Origin of the sequence: Nocardioides seonyuensis, assembly GCF_004683965.1 — a bacterium.
GTDB classification, from domain to species: Bacteria; Actinomycetota; Actinomycetes; order Propionibacteriales; family Nocardioidaceae; genus Nocardioides; species Nocardioides seonyuensis.
The window spans coordinates 2591936-2608064 of the sequence record NZ_CP038436.1 but is presented as its reverse complement, the minus strand read 5'-3'; the positions used below and the strand labels follow the sequence as shown (position 1 = coordinate 2608064).

The 16129-nt window shown below is 69.7% G+C and carries 13 protein-coding genes; 8 read left to right on the top strand and 5 right to left on the bottom strand.

All coding sequences use genetic code 11. From position 1 onward, the window contains the following. Nucleotides 1-48: 48 nt before the first annotated feature. From EXE58_RS12635 to EXE58_RS12620, 4 genes are all read left to right on the top strand, one after another. A complete protein-coding gene (locus EXE58_RS12635) occupies nucleotides 49-1305 on the top strand; it encodes a hypothetical protein (RefSeq protein ID WP_135268224.1) in 1257 nt (418 codons plus the stop codon). Between the two features lie 74 nt (nucleotides 1306-1379). Then, a complete protein-coding gene (locus EXE58_RS12630; protein ID WP_135268223.1) occupies nucleotides 1380-2090 on the top strand; it encodes a succinate dehydrogenase cytochrome b subunit in 711 nt (236 codons plus the stop codon). 17 nt (nucleotides 2091-2107) lie between these two features. After that, nucleotides 2108-4102, top strand: coding sequence for a fumarate reductase/succinate dehydrogenase flavoprotein subunit (locus EXE58_RS12625; RefSeq protein ID WP_135268222.1), 1995 nt, complete (start codon nucleotides 2108-2110; stop codon nucleotides 4100-4102). Next, on the top strand, nucleotides 4099-4842 hold the full coding sequence (locus EXE58_RS12620; protein WP_135268221.1) for a succinate dehydrogenase/fumarate reductase iron-sulfur subunit: 744 nt from the start codon (nucleotides 4099-4101) through the stop codon (nucleotides 4840-4842). Before EXE58_RS12625 ends, EXE58_RS12620 begins: the two co-directional genes overlap by 4 nt. Before the next feature lie 113 nt (nucleotides 4843-4955). Here EXE58_RS12620 and EXE58_RS12615 read toward each other — a convergent pair whose 3' ends face one another. The 3 genes from EXE58_RS12615 to EXE58_RS12605 form a co-directional block, all read right to left on the bottom strand. Further along, nucleotides 4956-6521: a long-chain-fatty-acid--CoA ligase gene (locus tag EXE58_RS12615; RefSeq protein WP_135268220.1), complete on the bottom strand. Its 1566-nt coding sequence runs from the start codon at nucleotides 6519-6521 to the stop codon at nucleotides 4956-4958. 63 nt (nucleotides 6522-6584) lie between these two features. Further along, nucleotides 6585-7637, bottom strand: coding sequence for a YihY/virulence factor BrkB family protein (locus tag EXE58_RS12610; RefSeq protein ID WP_135268219.1), 1053 nt, complete (start codon nucleotides 7635-7637; stop codon nucleotides 6585-6587). Further along, complete coding sequence (locus EXE58_RS12605; protein WP_135268218.1) at nucleotides 7634-8149, bottom strand: 2'-5' RNA ligase family protein; 516 nt, start codon at nucleotides 8147-8149, stop codon at nucleotides 7634-7636. The genes EXE58_RS12610 and EXE58_RS12605 overlap by 4 nt, the downstream gene beginning before the upstream one ends. 90 nt (nucleotides 8150-8239) lie before the next feature. Between EXE58_RS12605 and trpS the strand changes: the two genes are divergently transcribed. Both trpS and EXE58_RS12595 read left to right on the top strand, forming a co-directional pair. Continuing rightward, nucleotides 8240-9298: a tryptophan--tRNA ligase gene (gene trpS, locus EXE58_RS12600; RefSeq protein ID WP_244242199.1), complete on the top strand. Its 1059-nt coding sequence runs from the start codon at nucleotides 8240-8242 to the stop codon at nucleotides 9296-9298. Between the two features lie 113 nt (nucleotides 9299-9411). Continuing rightward, nucleotides 9412-10662: a lipase family protein gene (locus tag EXE58_RS12595; protein ID WP_135268217.1), complete on the top strand. Its 1251-nt coding sequence runs from the start codon at nucleotides 9412-9414 to the stop codon at nucleotides 10660-10662. Between the two features lie 61 nt (nucleotides 10663-10723). On the opposite strand, the gene EXE58_RS12590 is transcribed toward EXE58_RS12595, so the two are convergent. Continuing rightward, nucleotides 10724-11953 carry an MFS transporter gene (locus tag EXE58_RS12590; RefSeq protein WP_135268216.1) on the bottom strand — a complete coding sequence of 410 codons (1230 nt, stop codon included), beginning with the start codon at nucleotides 11951-11953 and terminating at the stop codon, nucleotides 10724-10726. Between the two features lie 91 nt (nucleotides 11954-12044). Between EXE58_RS12590 and EXE58_RS12585 the strand changes: the two genes are divergently transcribed. After that, on the top strand, nucleotides 12045-12551 hold the full coding sequence (locus EXE58_RS12585) for a DUF3592 domain-containing protein (protein ID WP_167288865.1): 507 nt from the start codon (nucleotides 12045-12047) through the stop codon (nucleotides 12549-12551). Here EXE58_RS12585 and EXE58_RS12580 read toward each other — a convergent pair. After that, complete coding sequence (locus tag EXE58_RS12580; protein ID WP_135268214.1) at nucleotides 12526-14745, bottom strand: NADP-dependent isocitrate dehydrogenase; 2220 nt, start codon at nucleotides 14743-14745, stop codon at nucleotides 12526-12528. The genes EXE58_RS12585 and EXE58_RS12580 overlap by 26 nt on opposite strands. Before the next feature lie 187 nt (nucleotides 14746-14932). Here EXE58_RS12580 and EXE58_RS12575 point away from each other — a divergent pair, with 187 nt between their 5' ends. After that, a complete protein-coding gene (locus tag EXE58_RS12575) occupies nucleotides 14933-15943 on the top strand; it encodes an MIP family channel protein (protein WP_208543999.1) in 1011 nt (336 codons plus the stop codon). Nucleotides 15944-16129 lie beyond the last annotated feature (186 nt).

The window sequence follows — 16129 nt, the reverse complement described above, 5'->3', positions numbered from 1 at the left end:
TCTGGCGCCCCATGACGTTGACGAGGCACGATTCCTACGGTGACGACCATGACGGACGTCTTCCTCCACGTGGGGCTGTACAAGACCGGGACCACCACGATCCAGGGTGCCCTCGGCGCCACCGCCGAGCAGCTCGCGGCCGAGGGTGTCCTCTTCCCGGGTGGCTCGCGTGCCCAGCGGCTGGCGGCCTACGACCTCCTCGGCCAACGGGTCGGGGGCGAGGAGCGCGGGGAGGCGGCCGGAGCGCTCCGGCGTCTCCTCGACCTGGTCGACGCGCACGACGGTCGCGCGGTCGTCGTGTCCGAGGAGGAGCTCTCGCTCGCCAGGCCCCGACACGTGCGCCGGCTGGTGCGGTCGCTCCGCGGGCACCGGGTCTTCGTCGTCGTGGGCGCGCGCGACCCGGCACGCACGGTGGTCTCGGCGTGGCAGCAGACGATCGTCAACGGCGGCTGCACCAGCTGGCGCGACTTCGTGGCGTCCGTGCGGGGCGAGCCCGGTGCACCGCCGAGCGACGGCATCTCGTTCCACTGGCGACATGACCTGCTCCGTGTCGTGGACACGTGGGCCACGGCCGTGCCGATGGAGCAGATCCGGCTGGTCACCGTCCCACCCCGTGGCGCCCCCGGGGCGACACTGCTCGACCGCTTCGCCCGGGCGGCCGACCTGCCCGAGACCTGGCGCCCACCGCACCGGACCACGATGCGCAACGTCTCCCTGGGCGCCGCCGAGCTGGAGGCGGTGCGCCGGCTCAACGGTTCGCTGGCGGGACGGCTGAACGCCACACAACACCGGTTCGTGATCGAGGCCGGCATCCGGGCCCGGCTCGCTGGGACGACCTCGCGCCCCCTGGAGCTGCCCGCCGAGCACCAGGCCTGGGCGCGCGCCCAGGGGGAGAGGCTGGTCGCAGAGCTGGAGCAGCGCGGTGTGGAGGTCCACGGCGACCTCGCCGACCTCGTCCCGGAGTGCACGGCGCCTCCCGAGCGCGAGCTCGACGACGTGACGGATGCCGAGCTGCTCGACGCGACGCAGCAGGCGCTGCTGTCGCTCGCCCTCGACCACGGTCGGCTCTTCCGCCGCTACCGCAAGGAGTTCATGGCACAGGAGGGGCGCCTGCCAGCCGTCTCCGAGGTGGTGGGCAGCCAGCTCCGGGCCGGCGGCTTCTGGCTGCAGAAGAAGGCGCTCAGGGCCTCCGACCGCCATCCGCTCGTGGCCGGTGCGTCCCGGCTCTACGTGGCCCGCACCTCGCCGTCTCGCGCGGCGAGGCCCTGGGCCCGGCAGCGCTCGCGGCTCGCTGGCCCCATGTGACCCGTCGGTAACCGGGCACACGTCACACTCCCCGCGACTTCCGCACGCGGCGAGTGGCGGTACGGTGACCTCTTGTGGCGACCACAACCCGAACCCCTCAGCTGGTGAAGGGGGCGCGCGGCGCGCGCTCCACCATTGCCCTCAAGCTCGCGATGGCGATCAGTGGCCTGATCTTCGTCGGCTTCGTGCTCCTGCACATGTACGGCAACCTCAAGGCGCTCGACGGGCACGACGCGTTCAACGACTACGCCCACCACCTGCGCACCTTCGGCGAGCCGATGCTCCCCTACGGCGGGCTGCTGTGGATCATCCGCCTGACGCTGATCGCGTCCCTGGTGGTGCACGTGGGAGCCGCCGTCGCGCTGTGGCGCCGAGCCGGGGCCGCCCGCACCCAGAAGTACGCCGTGAAGAAGAACGTCGGCTCCTCGCTCTCCTCGCGCACGATGCGCTGGGGCGGCCTGGCGCTGCTGCTCTTCATCGTCTGGCACCTGATCAACTTCACCATCGGCAAGGTCAACATCTCCGGGGGCGAGACCAACGACCCCTACAACCTGATGGTCGACACCTTCGACGTGTGGTGGATGACCGTGATCTACCTCGTGGCGATGGTGGCGCTGGGGATGCACCTGCACCACGGCACGTGGTCGTCGCTCCAGACGCTCGGCCTCACCAACACCGCAGAGGCGCGCCGGCGCGCGAAGGCTGCGGGCTGGTTCGTGGCCATCGTCATCGCGGGCGGCTTCTCCGTCGTCCCCGTCCTCGTCCTCGCCGGCATCGTCGACTAAAAGGCTGATCGAAGAACATGACTGAGACCCAGACCAGGACCGCAGCCAGCGACGCTGCCGACTTCTTCACCCTCGGCGAGCCGATCGCCGATACCAAGGCCCCCACCAACGTGCCGATCCCGCAGGTGTGGGAGGAGCGCAAGGCCCACGCCAAGCTGGTCAACCCTGCCAACCGGCGCAAGGTCAAGGTCATCATCGTCGGCACCGGCCTGGCCGGCGCCGCGGCCGGTGCGACCCTCGGCGAGGCCGGCTACCAGGTCGAGAGCTTCTGCTACCAGGACTCCCCGCGCCGGGCCCACTCGATCGCCGCGCAGGGCGGCATCAACGCCGCGAAGAACTACCGCAACGACGGCGACTCGGTCTACCGCCTCTTCTACGACACGGTGAAGGGCGGCGACTTCCGCTCCCGCGAGTCCAACTCCTACCGCCTGGCCGAGGTCTCGGCCAACATCATCGACCAGTGCGTGGCGCAGGGAGTGCCCTTCGCCCGCGAGTACGGCGGCCTGCTCGACAACCGCTCCTTCGGCGGGGTCCAGGTCTCGCGCACCTTCTACGCCCGCGGCCAGACCGGCCAGCAGCTGCTGATCGGCGCCTACCAGGCGCTCGAGCGCCAGGTGGCCGCCGGCACGGTCACCACCCACACCCGTCACGAGATGCTCGAGCTCATCGTGGTGGACGGGGTGGCCAAGGGCATCATCGTGCGCGACATGGTCACCGGCGAGATCGAGACCCACCTCGGTGACGCGGTCGTGCTGGCGACCGGCGGCTACGGCAACGTCTACTTCCTCTCCACCAACGCGATGGGCTCCAACGTCACCGCGGCATGGCGTGCCCACCGCAAGGGCGCCTACATGGGCAACCCCTGCTACACGCAGATCCACCCGACGTGCATCCCCGTCTCCGGCGAGAACCAGTCCAAGCTCACGCTGATGTCGGAGTCGCTGCGCAACGACGGGCGCATCTGGGTGCCGAAGAACAAGGAGGACTGCGCCAAGGACCCGCGCGAGATCCCCGAGGAGGACCGCGACTACTACCTGGAGCGGATCTACCCCGCCTTCGGCAACCTCGTGCCCCGTGACATCGCCTCCCGCCAGGCGAAGTACATGTGCGACGAGGGTCGTGGCGTCGGCCCCGAGGTCGACGGTGTGCGTCGCGGCGTCTACCTCGACTTCGCCGATGCCATCGAGCGCATGGGTCGCGACACGGTCGCCGCCAAGTACGGCAACCTCTTCGACATGTACACCCAGATCACTGCGGAGAACCCCTACGAGGTCCCGATGCGCGTCTACCCCGCGGTGCACTACGTGATGGGTGGCCTCTGGGTCGACTACGACCTCGAGAGCAACATCGAGGGCCTGTTCGTCGCCGGCGAGGCCAACTTCTCCGACCAGGGAGCCAACCGCCTCGGTGCGTCCGCGCTGATGCAGGGCCTGGCCGACGGCTACTTCGTGCTCCCCTACACGATCGCCAACTACCTGGCCGACACCCGTGAGCGCATCGACGAGTCCCACCCGGCGGTGGTCGAGGCCAAGCAGTCGGTCCAGCAGCGCATCGACCACTTCCTCAGCGTCAACGGCACCCGCTCGGTCGACAGCTACCACAAGGAGCTGGGCCAGATCATGTGGGAGTACTGCGGCATGGAGCGGACCAAGGAGGGCCTGACCAAGGCCATCGGCCTGATCCGTGACCTCAAGGCCGACTTCTGGAAGAACGTCAAGGTCCTCGGCACCGCCGAGAGCCTCAACCAGAGCCTCGAGCGGGCCGGCCGAGTCGCAGACTTCTTCGAGCTCGGCGAGCTCATGTGCATCGACGCGCTCAACCGTCGCGAGTCCTGCGGCGGCCACTTCCGCGCCGAGTCCCAGACGCCCGACGGCGAGGCTGAGCGCATCGACGACGAGTTCGCCTACGTCGCCGCGTGGGAGTGGGCCGGCGAGGACGGCCACATGCCCGTCCTGCACCAGGAAGCACTGACCTACCAAGCCATCGAGATGAAGGCACGGAGTTACAAGTGAAGCTCACCCTCAACATCTGGCGCCAGGCCGACCAGGCCAGCAAGGGCGCGATGCAGAAGTACGACCTCGACGGCGTCTCCGAGGACATGTCGTTCCTCGAGATGCTCGACCTGCTCAACGAGAACCTCAACGAGCAGGGCGAGGACCCGGTCGCCTTCGACTCCGACTGCCGCGAGGGCATCTGCGGCACGTGCAGCCTGATGATCAACGGGCAGGCGCACGGGCCGGAGGTCACCACCACCTGTCAGCTGCACATGCGGTCCTTCTCCGACGGCGACACCATCACCGTCGAGCCGTGGCGCGCCGACCCGTTCCCGGTGCTGAAGGACCTCGTCGTCGACCGCTCGGCCTTCGACCGGATCATCCAGGCCGGCGGCTACATCTCGGTCAACACCGGCTCCGCCCCCGAGGCCAACAACCTCCCGGTCGAGAAGGCCAAGGCCGACCGCGCCTTCGACGTCGCCACCTGCATCGGCTGCGGCGCCTGCGTGGCCGCCTGCCCCAACGGCTCGGCCTCGCTGTTCCTGGGCGCCAAGATCACCCACCTCGGCGAGCTGCCCCAGGGCCAGCCCGAGCGTGACACGCGCGTGGTGAGCATGGTCGCCCAGCACGACCACGAGGGCTTCGGCGGCTGCACCAACATCGGTGAGTGCACCGCTGCCTGTCCCAAGGAGATCCCGCTCGACGTGATCAGCCAGCTCAACAAGGACCTGCGCACGGCCATCCGCCACGGCCACTGAGACGTCGTACTCCCCGGTCCTGGCTCCCCACCCGAGACAGTCCGCTGCAAGATGCCGCTCTGAACGTCCTGTTCAGCGGCATTTCGCAGCGGACTGTCTGGGGTTGGGGCTCGTCAGGAGAGCTCGCGCTTGAGGATCTTGCCGGTCGCGGTCATCGGCAGCTGGTCGCGGAACTCCACGATCCGGGGGTACTTGTAGGCGGCCATCTGGTCCTTCGTCCAGGCGACGAGCTCGTCCTCGGTGAGCTTCGAGCCGGGGTTGCGGATGACGACGGCCTTGACCTCCTCGCCGTGGCTGTCGTGGGGCACCCCGATGACGGCGCACAGGCTCACGTCCGGGTGCGTCAGCAGGACTTCCTCGATCTCGCGCGGGTAGACGTTGTAGCCGCCGCGGATGATCATGTCCTTGGACCGGTCGACGATGTAGTACCACCCGTCCTCGTCCTTGCGGGCGAGGTCGCCGGAGCGGAACCAGCCGTCGACCACTGCCTCGGCCGTGGCGTCGGGGCGTCCGTAGTAGCCCTTCATGATGTTGGGGCCCTTGATGGCGATCTCGCCGATCGTGCCGGGCTCGTCCGCGAGGTCCTCGCGCACACCGGGCTGGGGGTCGATGAGCTTCATCTCCACCCCCGGGATCGGCACACCGATCGAACCCGGCCGTGCCGGCTCCCCCAGCTTGGAGAACGAGGCGACGGGCGAGGTCTCCGAGAGCCCGTAGCCCTCGAGGATGACCACGCCGAAGCGCTTCTCGAACTCCTTGTGCACCTCGACCGGCAGTGCCGAGCCGCCGGCCATCGCGACCCGCAGGCTCCTCCGGATCTCCTCCGGCTGCACGCCACTGTCCTCGAGCGCGCCGAGCAGGCCCCAGTACATCGTGGGCACGCCGGCGAAGATGGTGACGCCCTCGTCGCGCATCAGGCCCAGCGCGCCGATGGGCTCGAACCGGGGCTGCATCACGACCGTGCCCCCGATGGCGAAGCCGCCGTTCATGATCACGGTCTGCCCGAACGAGTGGAAGAGCGGCAGGACGCACAGGAGCGTCTCCTGCTTGTCCGGGTCGGTGTCGAAGAGCTCCTGGCACACCAGGGCGTTGGAGCGCATGTTGCTGTGCATGAGCTCGGCGCCCTTGGGCTGGCCGGTGGTGCCGGAGGTGTAGAGGATCACGGCGGTGTCGTCGTCGGCCGTCTCCACGGTGTCGTACGTCGTGGGCTGGTCGGCGATCGCCCGGCCGAGCGCCTCGGTGCCCTCGATCGGGGACTCGGCGCCGAGGTCGACGGTGAGGACGAAGAAGTGCTCGCAGTCCGGAGCAGCCTCGAAGCCCGCGTGGCCCTCCTGGCCGATCGGCAGGTCAGCGGTGCCCTCGAAGCACACGTAGGCCTTCGCGTCGGAGTCCTCGAGGTGGTAGGCCACCTCGCGGCCCTTGAGCAGCACGTTGAGGGGCACCACGGTCGCCCCGGTCTTGAGGATGCCGTAGTAGGCGACCGCGAAGTGGGGCAGGTTGGGGCAGCTCAGCGCGACCTTGTCCCCGGGCTCGATGCCGCGTGCCGTCAGCAGGTTGGCGACCTGGTTGGCCAACCCGTCGACGAGGGCGTAGCTCAGGCGCAGCGGACCCAGCACCAGTGCGTCGCGGTCGGGGTACTTCTCGGCAGAGCTCTCGAGCAGGCTGGCAAGGTTGGCCATGGGTTCTCCTCAGGTGCGGGTCGTGACTCCCCAACTCTCGCACGTGCCGGAGCCGAGGACGCCTCAGGGCCGACGTCTCCGCAGGACCGTGACGAGGGCGAGCATCGCCGCGGCGCCGGCGCCGAACGCGGCGGGCACCGACCTCGACGGGGGGTACGACGGCTCAGTCGCCTCGTCGGTCGCCAGCACCTCGAGGTCCGTGCTGGGGCCCTCCACGGGCGCGGCCCCGACCCGCGCGTCGGCCGCCCGTCGGGCACGGGACGCTGCCGTGGTGTGGGCCCAGGAGGCGGCCAGGACGATCACGCGGGAGAAGTAGTTGATCCACACCACGAGCACCAGGGCGATGCCGAACGCCTGCACGGCCGGCTGCTCCCGGGTCGCCTGAAGGAGCACCGTCGAGAGCTGCTTGAGGACCTCGAAGGCAACAGCACCGAGGGCGGCGCCGGACCACAGCGAGCGGGTGGGCACGTCGGGGGTCGCCAGCAGCTTGAAGAAGGCGAAGAAGAGCAGCGTGCTGGCGCCGAGCCCCAGCACCAGTGCCAGGATCCACAGGAGCGGCTCTGCCCCCGCGTCGAGGCCGACGAGGTCGAGGAGCGGCTCGGCGACCTTGGTGGCAACACCGGAGACGGCCACGCTGACGAGCAGCACCGAGCCGAGGGTGAGGAGCGCGAGCACGTCGCGCAGCTTCCCGACGACGAACCCCGGCTGCTCGCGCGAGGGTTCCTCGAAGACCGCCACCAGGGCGGTGCGCATCCCTGAGAGCCAGCCCAGGCCCGAGTAGAGCGCGAGCAGGATCCCGATGCTCAGGATGCCCGGCGCGTTCTCCTGGAACGTCGAGAGCTGCAGCCCGTTGTCACCGCCGACGAGACCGGGAAGCACCTGGTCGAGCGCCTCGACGAGGTCCTCCTCCGCGCGCGGGTAGGCCCGCGAGACCAGGCCGATGACGGCGAAGGCGAGCGCCAGGATCGGGAAGAACGACAAGAACGCGAAGTAGGTGACGGCGGCGGCAAGGGCGCTGCCGTTGACCTTGCCGTAGTGCTCGAAGGTGCGCACCACGTGGTCGAGCAGCGGCCGGCGCTCGCGTGCCCGCTGGAGCCGTGCCGTGAAGGGGTTCACCGGCGTCCCAGCTCGAAGGTGCGCTCGGGCCGCCACCCCTCCTCCTGCTCGTGGAGGTAGAGCGCGAAGGACTCTGCCTCGAACTGGCAGTCGAAGGCGCTCAGCTCCGCGAACGCGCGGTCCAGCGTCGCGTCGTCGAGGTGGTGGGCGATGGTGACGTGCGGGTGGTAGGGGAACGCCAGGTCCACCGCCAGCGGGCCGCTGCGGACCACCTCGGCCAGCTGCTCGCACTCGGAGATGCCCTCCACCACGCTGACGAACACCACCGGGGAGACCGGCCGGAACGTCCCGGTGCCGCGCAGGTGGATCCGGAAGGGACGGCGGGTCGCGGCGGTCGCCTCCAGGTGCTCCTGGAGTGCCGCGAGGTCCTCCTCCGCCACGTCGACGGGTGGCACGAGGGTTATGTGGGTGGGGATGTGCTGGGCCGTGTGGTCGCCGATGGAGGTGCGGTAGTCCTGGAGCTGCGTCGCCCACGGCTCCGGAATCGCGATCGCCACTCCGATGGTCAGCACCCGAACGACCTTACAGAACCGAGTCGGGGTCGATCACCGGGTGCTGGGGGCGCGAGCCTGCCGACACCGGGTGATCAATAGGATCGGGGCGTGAGTGAGACCTTCCGCGCAGCCCAGGCGCGCAGCGCCGCCGTCGAGAAGCTGATCGCCGACGACCCGGGCTCACTGCGCATGCTGACCGGGGACCGACCCACCGGCGCCCTTCACATCGGCCACTACTTCGGCTCGATCCGCAACCGCGTCAAGCTCCAGCGCAGTGGTGCAGAGATCTGGCAGCTCATCGCCGACTACCAGGTCATCACCGACCGCGAGGTGGCCGGCGACATCAGGGGCAGCGTCACCAACCTGCTCGTCGACAACATCGCGGCGGGCCTGGACCCCGAGCAGGCCACGATCTTCACCCATTCCTCCGTCCCGGCGCTCAACCAGCTCATGCTGCCCTTCCTCAGCCTGGTGAGCGTCGCCGAGCTCCAGCGCAACCCCACCGTCAAGGACGAGGCCCGGACGGCGGGCATCACCTCCATCGGAGGGCTGCTCCTCACCTACCCCGTCCACCAGGCGGCCGACATCTTGTTCTGCAAGGCCAACGTCGTCCCGGTGGGCCGCGACCAGCTCCCCCACATCGAGCAGACCCGCGTCATCGCGAGGCGCTTCAACGACCGCTACGGCCACGTGTTCCCCGAGCCCGATGCCCTGCTGTCGGAGGCCCCGCTGATCCTCGGGACCGACGGCACCAAGATGAGCAAGTCCAAGGGCAACGTCATCGAGCTGCGGATGAGCGCCGACGAGACCGCCAAGAAGATCAAGGGCGCCAAGACCGACGCCGAGCGCCACATCACCTGGGATCCCGACCACCGCCCCGAGGTCGCCAACCTCCTGCAGGTGATCTCCCTCTGCGAGGGCACCGACCCCGAGCAGGTCGCGGCAGAGATCGGCGACGGTGGCGGCGGTGCCCTCAAGGCGCGCCTGACCGACGCGGTCAACACCGAGCTGGCACCGCTGCGTGAGCGGCGCAACGAGCTGGCGGCCGACGTCGGCTACCTCACGAGCGTGCTCGCTGCCGGCAACGAGCGAGCCAACCAGATGGCGGAGGCCACCCTCGCCGAGGTGCGTGACGCGATGGGCATGGACTACCGGACACTTGTGTAAACAAGAGTTTATACACCATTCACGTGACAAAAGTCACCCCTATCTTGTAGGCGTGCGACCTCACTAGCCTCCAGCCAGGGAGCCGGACGGTCCGGCTGGGAGGGACGCCTGAAATGGCTGTCACCGCAAGAAGCCGTGTCCGCACGGTTGCAGCACTCGCACTGTCGCTCACCGCGTCGATGGCCATGGGCCTCGTCGCCGTGGCGCCGGCACAGGCCGTGGAGGAGCCCCCACGGCCGGCCTTCTACGAGGCGCCGGCCACTCTGCCGGCCAACAACGGCGACGTCATCCGATCGGAGAAGATGACGTTCCTGCTCGACCCGCTCGACACCAGCAGCCTGGTGAAGCAGTCCTGGCGCATCATGTACAAGTCCACCAACCGCGCCGGCAAGGCCATCGCCGTCACCGGGACCGTGCTGGTCCCGAACTCGCCGTGGGTCGGCCTCGGCACCCGCCCGGTCATCGGCTACGCGCCCGGCACCCAGGGCATGGCCGATCGCTGCGCCCCCTCTCGCGTCTACTCCGAGCTCGTCGAGTACGAGTCGATCGGCATCGAGCCGCTCCTCGCGCGTGGCTACGCAGTCGCCGTCCCGGACTACGAGGGCCTCGGCACCGCAGGCATCCACACCTACATGGACCGCGTCTCCCAGGGCCGGGCCACCCTCGACGTCGTGCGTGCCGCGCAGCGGCTGACCGGCACCGGCCTCTCGTCGAGCAGCCGGGTCGGGCTCCAGGGCTACTCACAAGGTGGCGGCGCTGCAGCGTCCGCCGCGGAGCTCGCGTCGACCTACGCACCCGAGCTCAAGATCAAGGGCGCGGTCGTCGGCGCGGTCCCGGCCGACCTCCAGAAGGTCGCCGAGAACCTGGACGGCTCGCTCTTCGCCGCGTTCGGCTTCTTCGCGGTGCGCGGCATCACCGCCAGCTACGGTCTCGACTCGGCGCTCTCGATGTTCCTGAACGAGAAGGGCGTGCAGGCCTTGCAGGACGTCGAGCAGGACTGCGTGTTCAACCTGTTCGACTCCGCCTTCACCAAGTCCACCGAGCTCACCCAGGACGGGCGCTCGCTCGCGGAGATCATGAAGGAAGTGCCGTTCTCGATGCTGGTCTCGGACCAGCAGATCGGCAACATCAAGCCGAGCGTGCCGGTGCTGGTGACGCACTCGAGGCTCGACGACACCATCCCCTTCGCCGTGGGCAAGGCGATGGCGAAGTCCTGGTGCCAGAAGGGCGCCAACGTGCGGTTCTCCAGCAACATCGTGCCGACCCACCTCGGCGGCATGGTCCCGCACGTGGCGGAGTCGCTCCCCTACTGGGAGGCGCGCTTCGCGGGTCTGCCCCAGTTCGGCAACTGCTGGACGCTCTGAGCCGACAGATCGGCTGACCTGACGACATGCCCCCGCCCACCAGGGCGGGGGCATGTCGCGCTCAGGTCAGGTCGCAACCGGCGCGCGCCAGCTCGGTGCGGTGCAGGTGGAGCGACACGTAGAGCACCACCACCCCCACCAGCGCGAGGGCGGCTCCCACCACGCCCGGCGCGCGGTAGCCCAGCCCGGCCGCGATCACCAGGCCGCCCAGCCACGCCCCCAGGGCGTTGGCGATGTTGAGCGAGGCGTGGTTCATGGCGGCGCCCATCGTCTGCGCATCGCCGGAGACGTGCATCAGGCGCAGCTGGAGGTTGACCACCAGGATCGAGCCGGTGAACGTGATGCCGAAGAGCACCGGCAGGGTCAGCCAGGCGTACGGCGCCAGCCAGGCGAAGGCCAGCAGCAGCACGCCCTGTCCGGCACCGCCGATGAACATCGAGCGGAACACCGACCACGACGCCATCTCGCCGGCGGCCCACGTGCCACCGATCATCCCGAGCCCGAAGGCGAGGAGGAACACCGGCGCCACACTCTCGGACAGCCCACCGACCTCGGTCAAGGTCGGCACGATGTAGGTGTAGACGGCGAACATGCCGCCGAAACCCACCGCACCCGCGAGCAGCGTGAGCAGCACCTGCGGCTGTCCCAGGGCCGCCAGCTCGCGGCGCCAGTGGCTCTCACGGTCACCGGGCCGTGAGGGGATGTAGAGGGCGACGAGCGCCAGGGTGAGCAACCCCAACACGCTGACCAGCCAGTAGGCCGCCCGCCAGTCGAGGGTCTGACCCAGCCAGGTCGCCGCGGGGACCCCGAGCACGTTGGCGAAGGACAGGCCGAGCATCACGCTGGCGACCGCGCGCCCCTCGCGACCGGGCCGCGCCAGCGAGGCCGCGACGAGCGAGGCGACACCGAAGTAGGCGCCGTGCGGGAGACCGGCGGCGAACCTGGCGACGAGCAGCCCCGGGTAGCTCGTGGCCAGGGCGGTCGCCGCGTTGCCGAGCGCGAAGGCGGCCATCAGTCCCATGAGCAGCCCTCGTCTCGGCCAGCGCGACCCGAGGAAGGCGACGAGGGGTGCGCCGACGACGACTCCGACGGCGTACGACGAGATCGCGTGCCCGGCGACCGGGTTGCTGACCTGCACGGCACGCGCGAGCTGGGGCAGCAGCCCCATCGAGACGAACTCGGTGGTGCCGATCGCGAAACCACCCATCGACAGTGCCAGGATCGCCAGTCGGTAGTGGTGAGGAGAGCCCAGGGAGGAGCCGTCGGTCGGGGTCGTCGAGGTCGTCGTCATGGGCACTCCATTGTCCAAGCCCGAGACTCACCCACCTATTCCCCAACGGCCTGAAGTCGGGCCCTGCACGCCCGGGAGGCAGGATGAGGCCATGCTCGATGCCGTCCCCGTGGTCGTCGCGACCGTCTTCGTGCTCATCGCGATCGCGTTCGTCGCGCTCCCCGTCGTCGTCATCGGGGGGATCTGGCGCACGAGGGCACGACTCAGGACGTGGACACCGACCACGGCCAGGCTGCTCCGCGTCAGCCAGTCGACACGCGGCAGCAGGGACTCGCGCCACAGCGTCCTCGTCGGGCACTACGAGTACCGCGACCACATGGGGGCGACCCACCAGGGCAGCGGCGACCTCGGCGACCAGGGCATGCCGGTCGGCACCGCCGACCCCACCGTCCAGGTCGTCTACGACCCCATGGACCCGGAGAGGTCGATGGTGGCCAGCCCTGCCACGGGTGCGGTGGGATGCCTGGTCGCCACCTTGGTGGTCTTCGGCCTGGTCGGCCTGATGATCCTGGGCGGGGCCGTCGTCGCCCTCACGATGGACAGCCCCGCGCCGAGCTCACCCAGCGATCCCGTCACAGAGTGGCAAGTGCCTCGTTGAGCGTGGTCGAAGGCCGCATCACCGCGTTGGTCTTCTCCTCGTCAGGACGGTAGTAGCCGCCGATGTCAGCCGGCTGGCCCTGCACTGCGAGGAGCTCGTCCAGGATCTTCTGCTCGTTGGCACGGAGCGTGTCGGCGAGGCTGGCGAAGGCCGCCGCGAGCTCCGCGTCGTCGGTCTGCGAGGCGAGCTCCTCGGCCCAGTAGAGCGCGAGGTAGAAATGCGACCCGCGGTTGTCGATGGTGCCCAGCCGGCGGCCCGGCGAGCGGTCCTCGTTGAGGAACGTCTCGGTGGCCCGGTCCAGGGTGTCGCTGAGGATCTTGGCCCGGGCGTTGTCGGCGAAGCCGGCGAGGTGCTCGAGGGAGGCCGCCAGGGCGAAGAACTCACCGAGGCTGTCCCAGCGCAGGTAGTTCTCCTTGACCAGCTGCTGCACGTGCTTGGGGGCGGAGCCGCCGGCGCCGGTCTCGAACAGGCCGCCGCCGTTCATCAGCGGCACCACGGAGAGCATCTTGGCGCTCGTGCCGAGCTCCAGGATCGGGAACAGGTCGGTGTTGTAGTCGCGAAGCACGTTGCCGGTGACGGAGATGGTGTCCTCGCCGCGGCGGATCCGCTCCAGGCTGTAGGCCGTCGCCTCGGCCGGTGCCATGATCTCGATGGTCAGGCCGTCCGTGTCCCCGACCAGGTCGCTGTCCTGCAGGTAGCGCCGCACCAGCGTGATCAGGTTGGCGTCGTGGGCACGACCCTCGTCCAGCCAGAAGATCGCCGGGTTGCCGGTGGCGCGGGCCCGGGTCACGGCGAGCTTGACCCAGTCACGGATCGGCTCGTCCTTCGTCTGGCAGGCGCGCCATATGTCACCGGCCTCGACGTCGTGCTCGAGGAGAACGTCCCCGGCCGCGTTGCGGACCTGCACCTTGCCGGCGCTGGGGATCTCGAAGGTCTTGTCGTGGGAGCCGTACTCCTCGGCCGCCTTGGCCATCAGGCCGACGTTGGACACCGAGCCCATCGTGGACGGGTCGAAGGCACCGTGTGCCTTGCAGTCGTCGATCACGGCCGCGTAGACGCCGGCGTACGAGGAGTCGGGGATGACGGCCAGGGTGTCCTGCTGCTTGCCCTCGGCGTTCCACATCTGGCCCGAGGTGCGGATCATCGCCGGCATGGAGGCGTCGATGATCACGTCGCTGGGGACGTGCAGGTTGGTGATGCCCTTGTCGGAGTCGACCATCGCGAGGGCGGGGCCGTCGGACAGGCCCTGCTCGATGGCCGCCTTGATCTCGGGCCCGTTCTCCACCTTGTCCAGGCCGGCCAGGATGGCGCCGAGCCCGTCGTTGGCCGAGAGACCGGCGGCGGCGAGCTGCTCGCCGTACTGGGTGAAGACCTCGGGCAGGAAGGCGCGCACGACGTGGCCGAAGATGATCGGGTCGGAGACCTTCATCATCGTGGCCTTGAGGTGGGCGGAGAACAGCACGCCCTCCTCCCTCGCCCGGGCCACCTGGGCCTCGAGGAACTCGTCGAGGGCGGCGGCGCTCATGAACGTCGCGTCGACGACCTCGCCGGCGAGCACCGCGAGCCCGTCCTTGAGGACGGTCTCACCGTCCTGACCCACGAGCACGATCGAGAGGGTGTCGTCGGAGTCGAGGACCACGGACTTCTCGTGGGAGGCGAAGTCACGCGCGCCCATCGTCGCCACCGCGGTCTTGGAGTCGCTGCTCCAGGCCCCCATGGAGTGGGGGTGGGAGCGCGCATAGTTCTTCACCGAGGCCGGCGCGCGGCGGTCGGAGTTGCCCTCGCGCAGCACCGGGTTGACCGCGGACCCCTTGACCTTGTCGTACCTGGCGCGGGCCTCGCGCTCCTCGTCGGTCTGGGGGCTCTCGGGGTAGTCGGGCAGGTCGTAGCCCTGGGACTGCAGCTCGGCGATCGCGGCCTTGAGCTGCGGCAACGAGGCGGACACGTTGGGGAGCTTGATGATGTTGGCCTCGGGGCGCTTGGCCAGGTCACCGAGCTCGGCGAGAGCGTCGTCGAGCCGCTGCTCCTCGGTGAGCCGCTCGGGGAACTGGGAGATGATGCGCCCCGCGAGGGAGATGTCACGAGTCTCGACCTCGACGCCGGCAGTCCTGGCGTAGGCCGAGATGATCGGCAGGAACGAGTAGGTCGCGAGCAGCGGTGCCTCGTCGGTGTGGGTGTAGATGATCTTGGCCATGGCGCGAAGAGCTCCTGGGGGGTGATCGGAGAACCGGTCGAAAGTAACTTGACATCAAGATACCTGACGGTCTCCTCCGGTGCGACTCGTCCACCCTCGCACCGGTCGGCGGGCGATGGCTAGAGTGCCCCGTGGCCGCACAGCTTGACCACGGGACCTGGCCACGACACACGGGAGGCTGCCAGCGATGGCTGAGACGATCACGGGCACGACTGACGAAGACGTGCCGACGACCGGGCAGAAGTTCGCCGCGGAGCTGCTCGGCACCTTCGTGCTGGTCTTCTTCGGCTGCGGCGCCGCGATCGGCTCCGGCCTGACGGCCGGCGAGCCCTCCGGCTACGTCGTCACCGGCCTCACGTTCGGTCTCACCGTGGTGGTGATGGCCTACGCCGTCGGCCGCATCTCGGGCGGCCACTTCAACCCCGCCGTGACCCTCGGCGCCACCCTGGGTGGCCGTCTGCCGTGGAGCCAGGCCGGGATCTACGTCGCCGCGCAGCTGGTCGGAGGGCTGCTGGCCGGTGCCGCGCTGTTCGGCATCCTGCAGGGTTTTGAGGGGTTCAGCGCCGAGGGCAACATGGCGCAGAACTCCTTCGGAGAGGAGGGCAGCGGCATCACCTGGTGGGCCGCCCTGCTGCTCGAGGCGCTGCTGACGATGGTGTTCCTGTGGGTGATCCTCGCGGTCACCGACGCCCGCAACGAGCTCCAGGCGGTCATGGGCCCGCTGGCCATCGGCTTCGCGTTGGCGATGATCCACTTCGGCTCGATGTTCGCCACCGGTACCTCGGTCAACCCCGCGCGCTCGATCGGTCCGGGCGTCTTCGCCGGCACCGACGCGATCGTCCAGCTCTGGCTGTTCATCGTCGCGCCGCTACTCGGAGCCACGATCGCCGGACTGAGCTACCCGCTGCTCTTCGGCCAGGGCAGCGAGCCGGTCGCGGGCTCCGGCCTGAGCTTCGGCGGTGGCCGGGCGCGCCAGGCCCCCACGGGCTACGAGGCCCAGTGGAACCAGGGCCAGCCCGCCGCCTGGGGCCACCCGCAGCAGCCCTACGGCGCCCCGCAGCCCCCGCCTCAGTGGGGGCCCCGCAGCCGCCGCCGGGACAGCCCGGGCAGTGGGGAGCACCCGATCCGGCCTACGGCGCGCCGCAAGCCCCGCCGCAGCAGTGGGGCACCCCCCAGCCCGACTCCGGCCACACGATGAGGCCCGGCCAGCATGCTCCCGGCCAGCCGGTCCAGGGCCAGCCTGCTCCGGGTCAGCCTGCTCCGGGTCAGCCCGCTCCGGGTCAGCCTGGGCACTGGGGCGACCCCGACGCCGACGACGACGGCCGCACCCAGGTCCGGCGCCCGGACTGACGAGCGCCGACTCGTTGCCTTGTGCGCCAGCCCG

Bases quoted from the DNA above. Each gene is read 5' to 3' on its own strand.
- EXE58_RS12635 (WP_135268224.1), top strand. From the start codon at position 49: ATGACGGACGTCTTCCTCCACGTGGGGCTGTACAAGACCGGGACCACC.
- EXE58_RS12625 (WP_135268222.1), top strand. From the start codon at position 2,108: ATGACTGAGACCCAGACCAGGACCGCAGCCAGCGACGCTGCCGACTTC.
- EXE58_RS12615 (WP_135268220.1), bottom strand. From the start codon at position 6,521: ATGGCCAACCTTGCCAGCCTGCTCGAGAGCTCTGCCGAGAAGTACCCC.
- EXE58_RS12595 (WP_135268217.1), top strand. From the start codon at position 9,412: ATGGCTGTCACCGCAAGAAGCCGTGTCCGCACGGTTGCAGCACTCGCA.
- EXE58_RS12590 (WP_135268216.1), bottom strand. From the start codon at position 11,953: ATGACGACGACCTCGACGACCCCGACCGACGGCTCCTCCCTGGGCTCT.
- EXE58_RS12585 (WP_167288865.1), top strand. From the start codon at position 12,045: ATGCTCGATGCCGTCCCCGTGGTCGTCGCGACCGTCTTCGTGCTCATC.
- EXE58_RS12580 (WP_135268214.1), bottom strand. From the start codon at position 14,745: ATGGCCAAGATCATCTACACCCACACCGACGAGGCACCGCTGCTCGCG.
- EXE58_RS12575 (WP_208543999.1), top strand. From the start codon at position 14,933: ATGGCTGAGACGATCACGGGCACGACTGACGAAGACGTGCCGACGACC.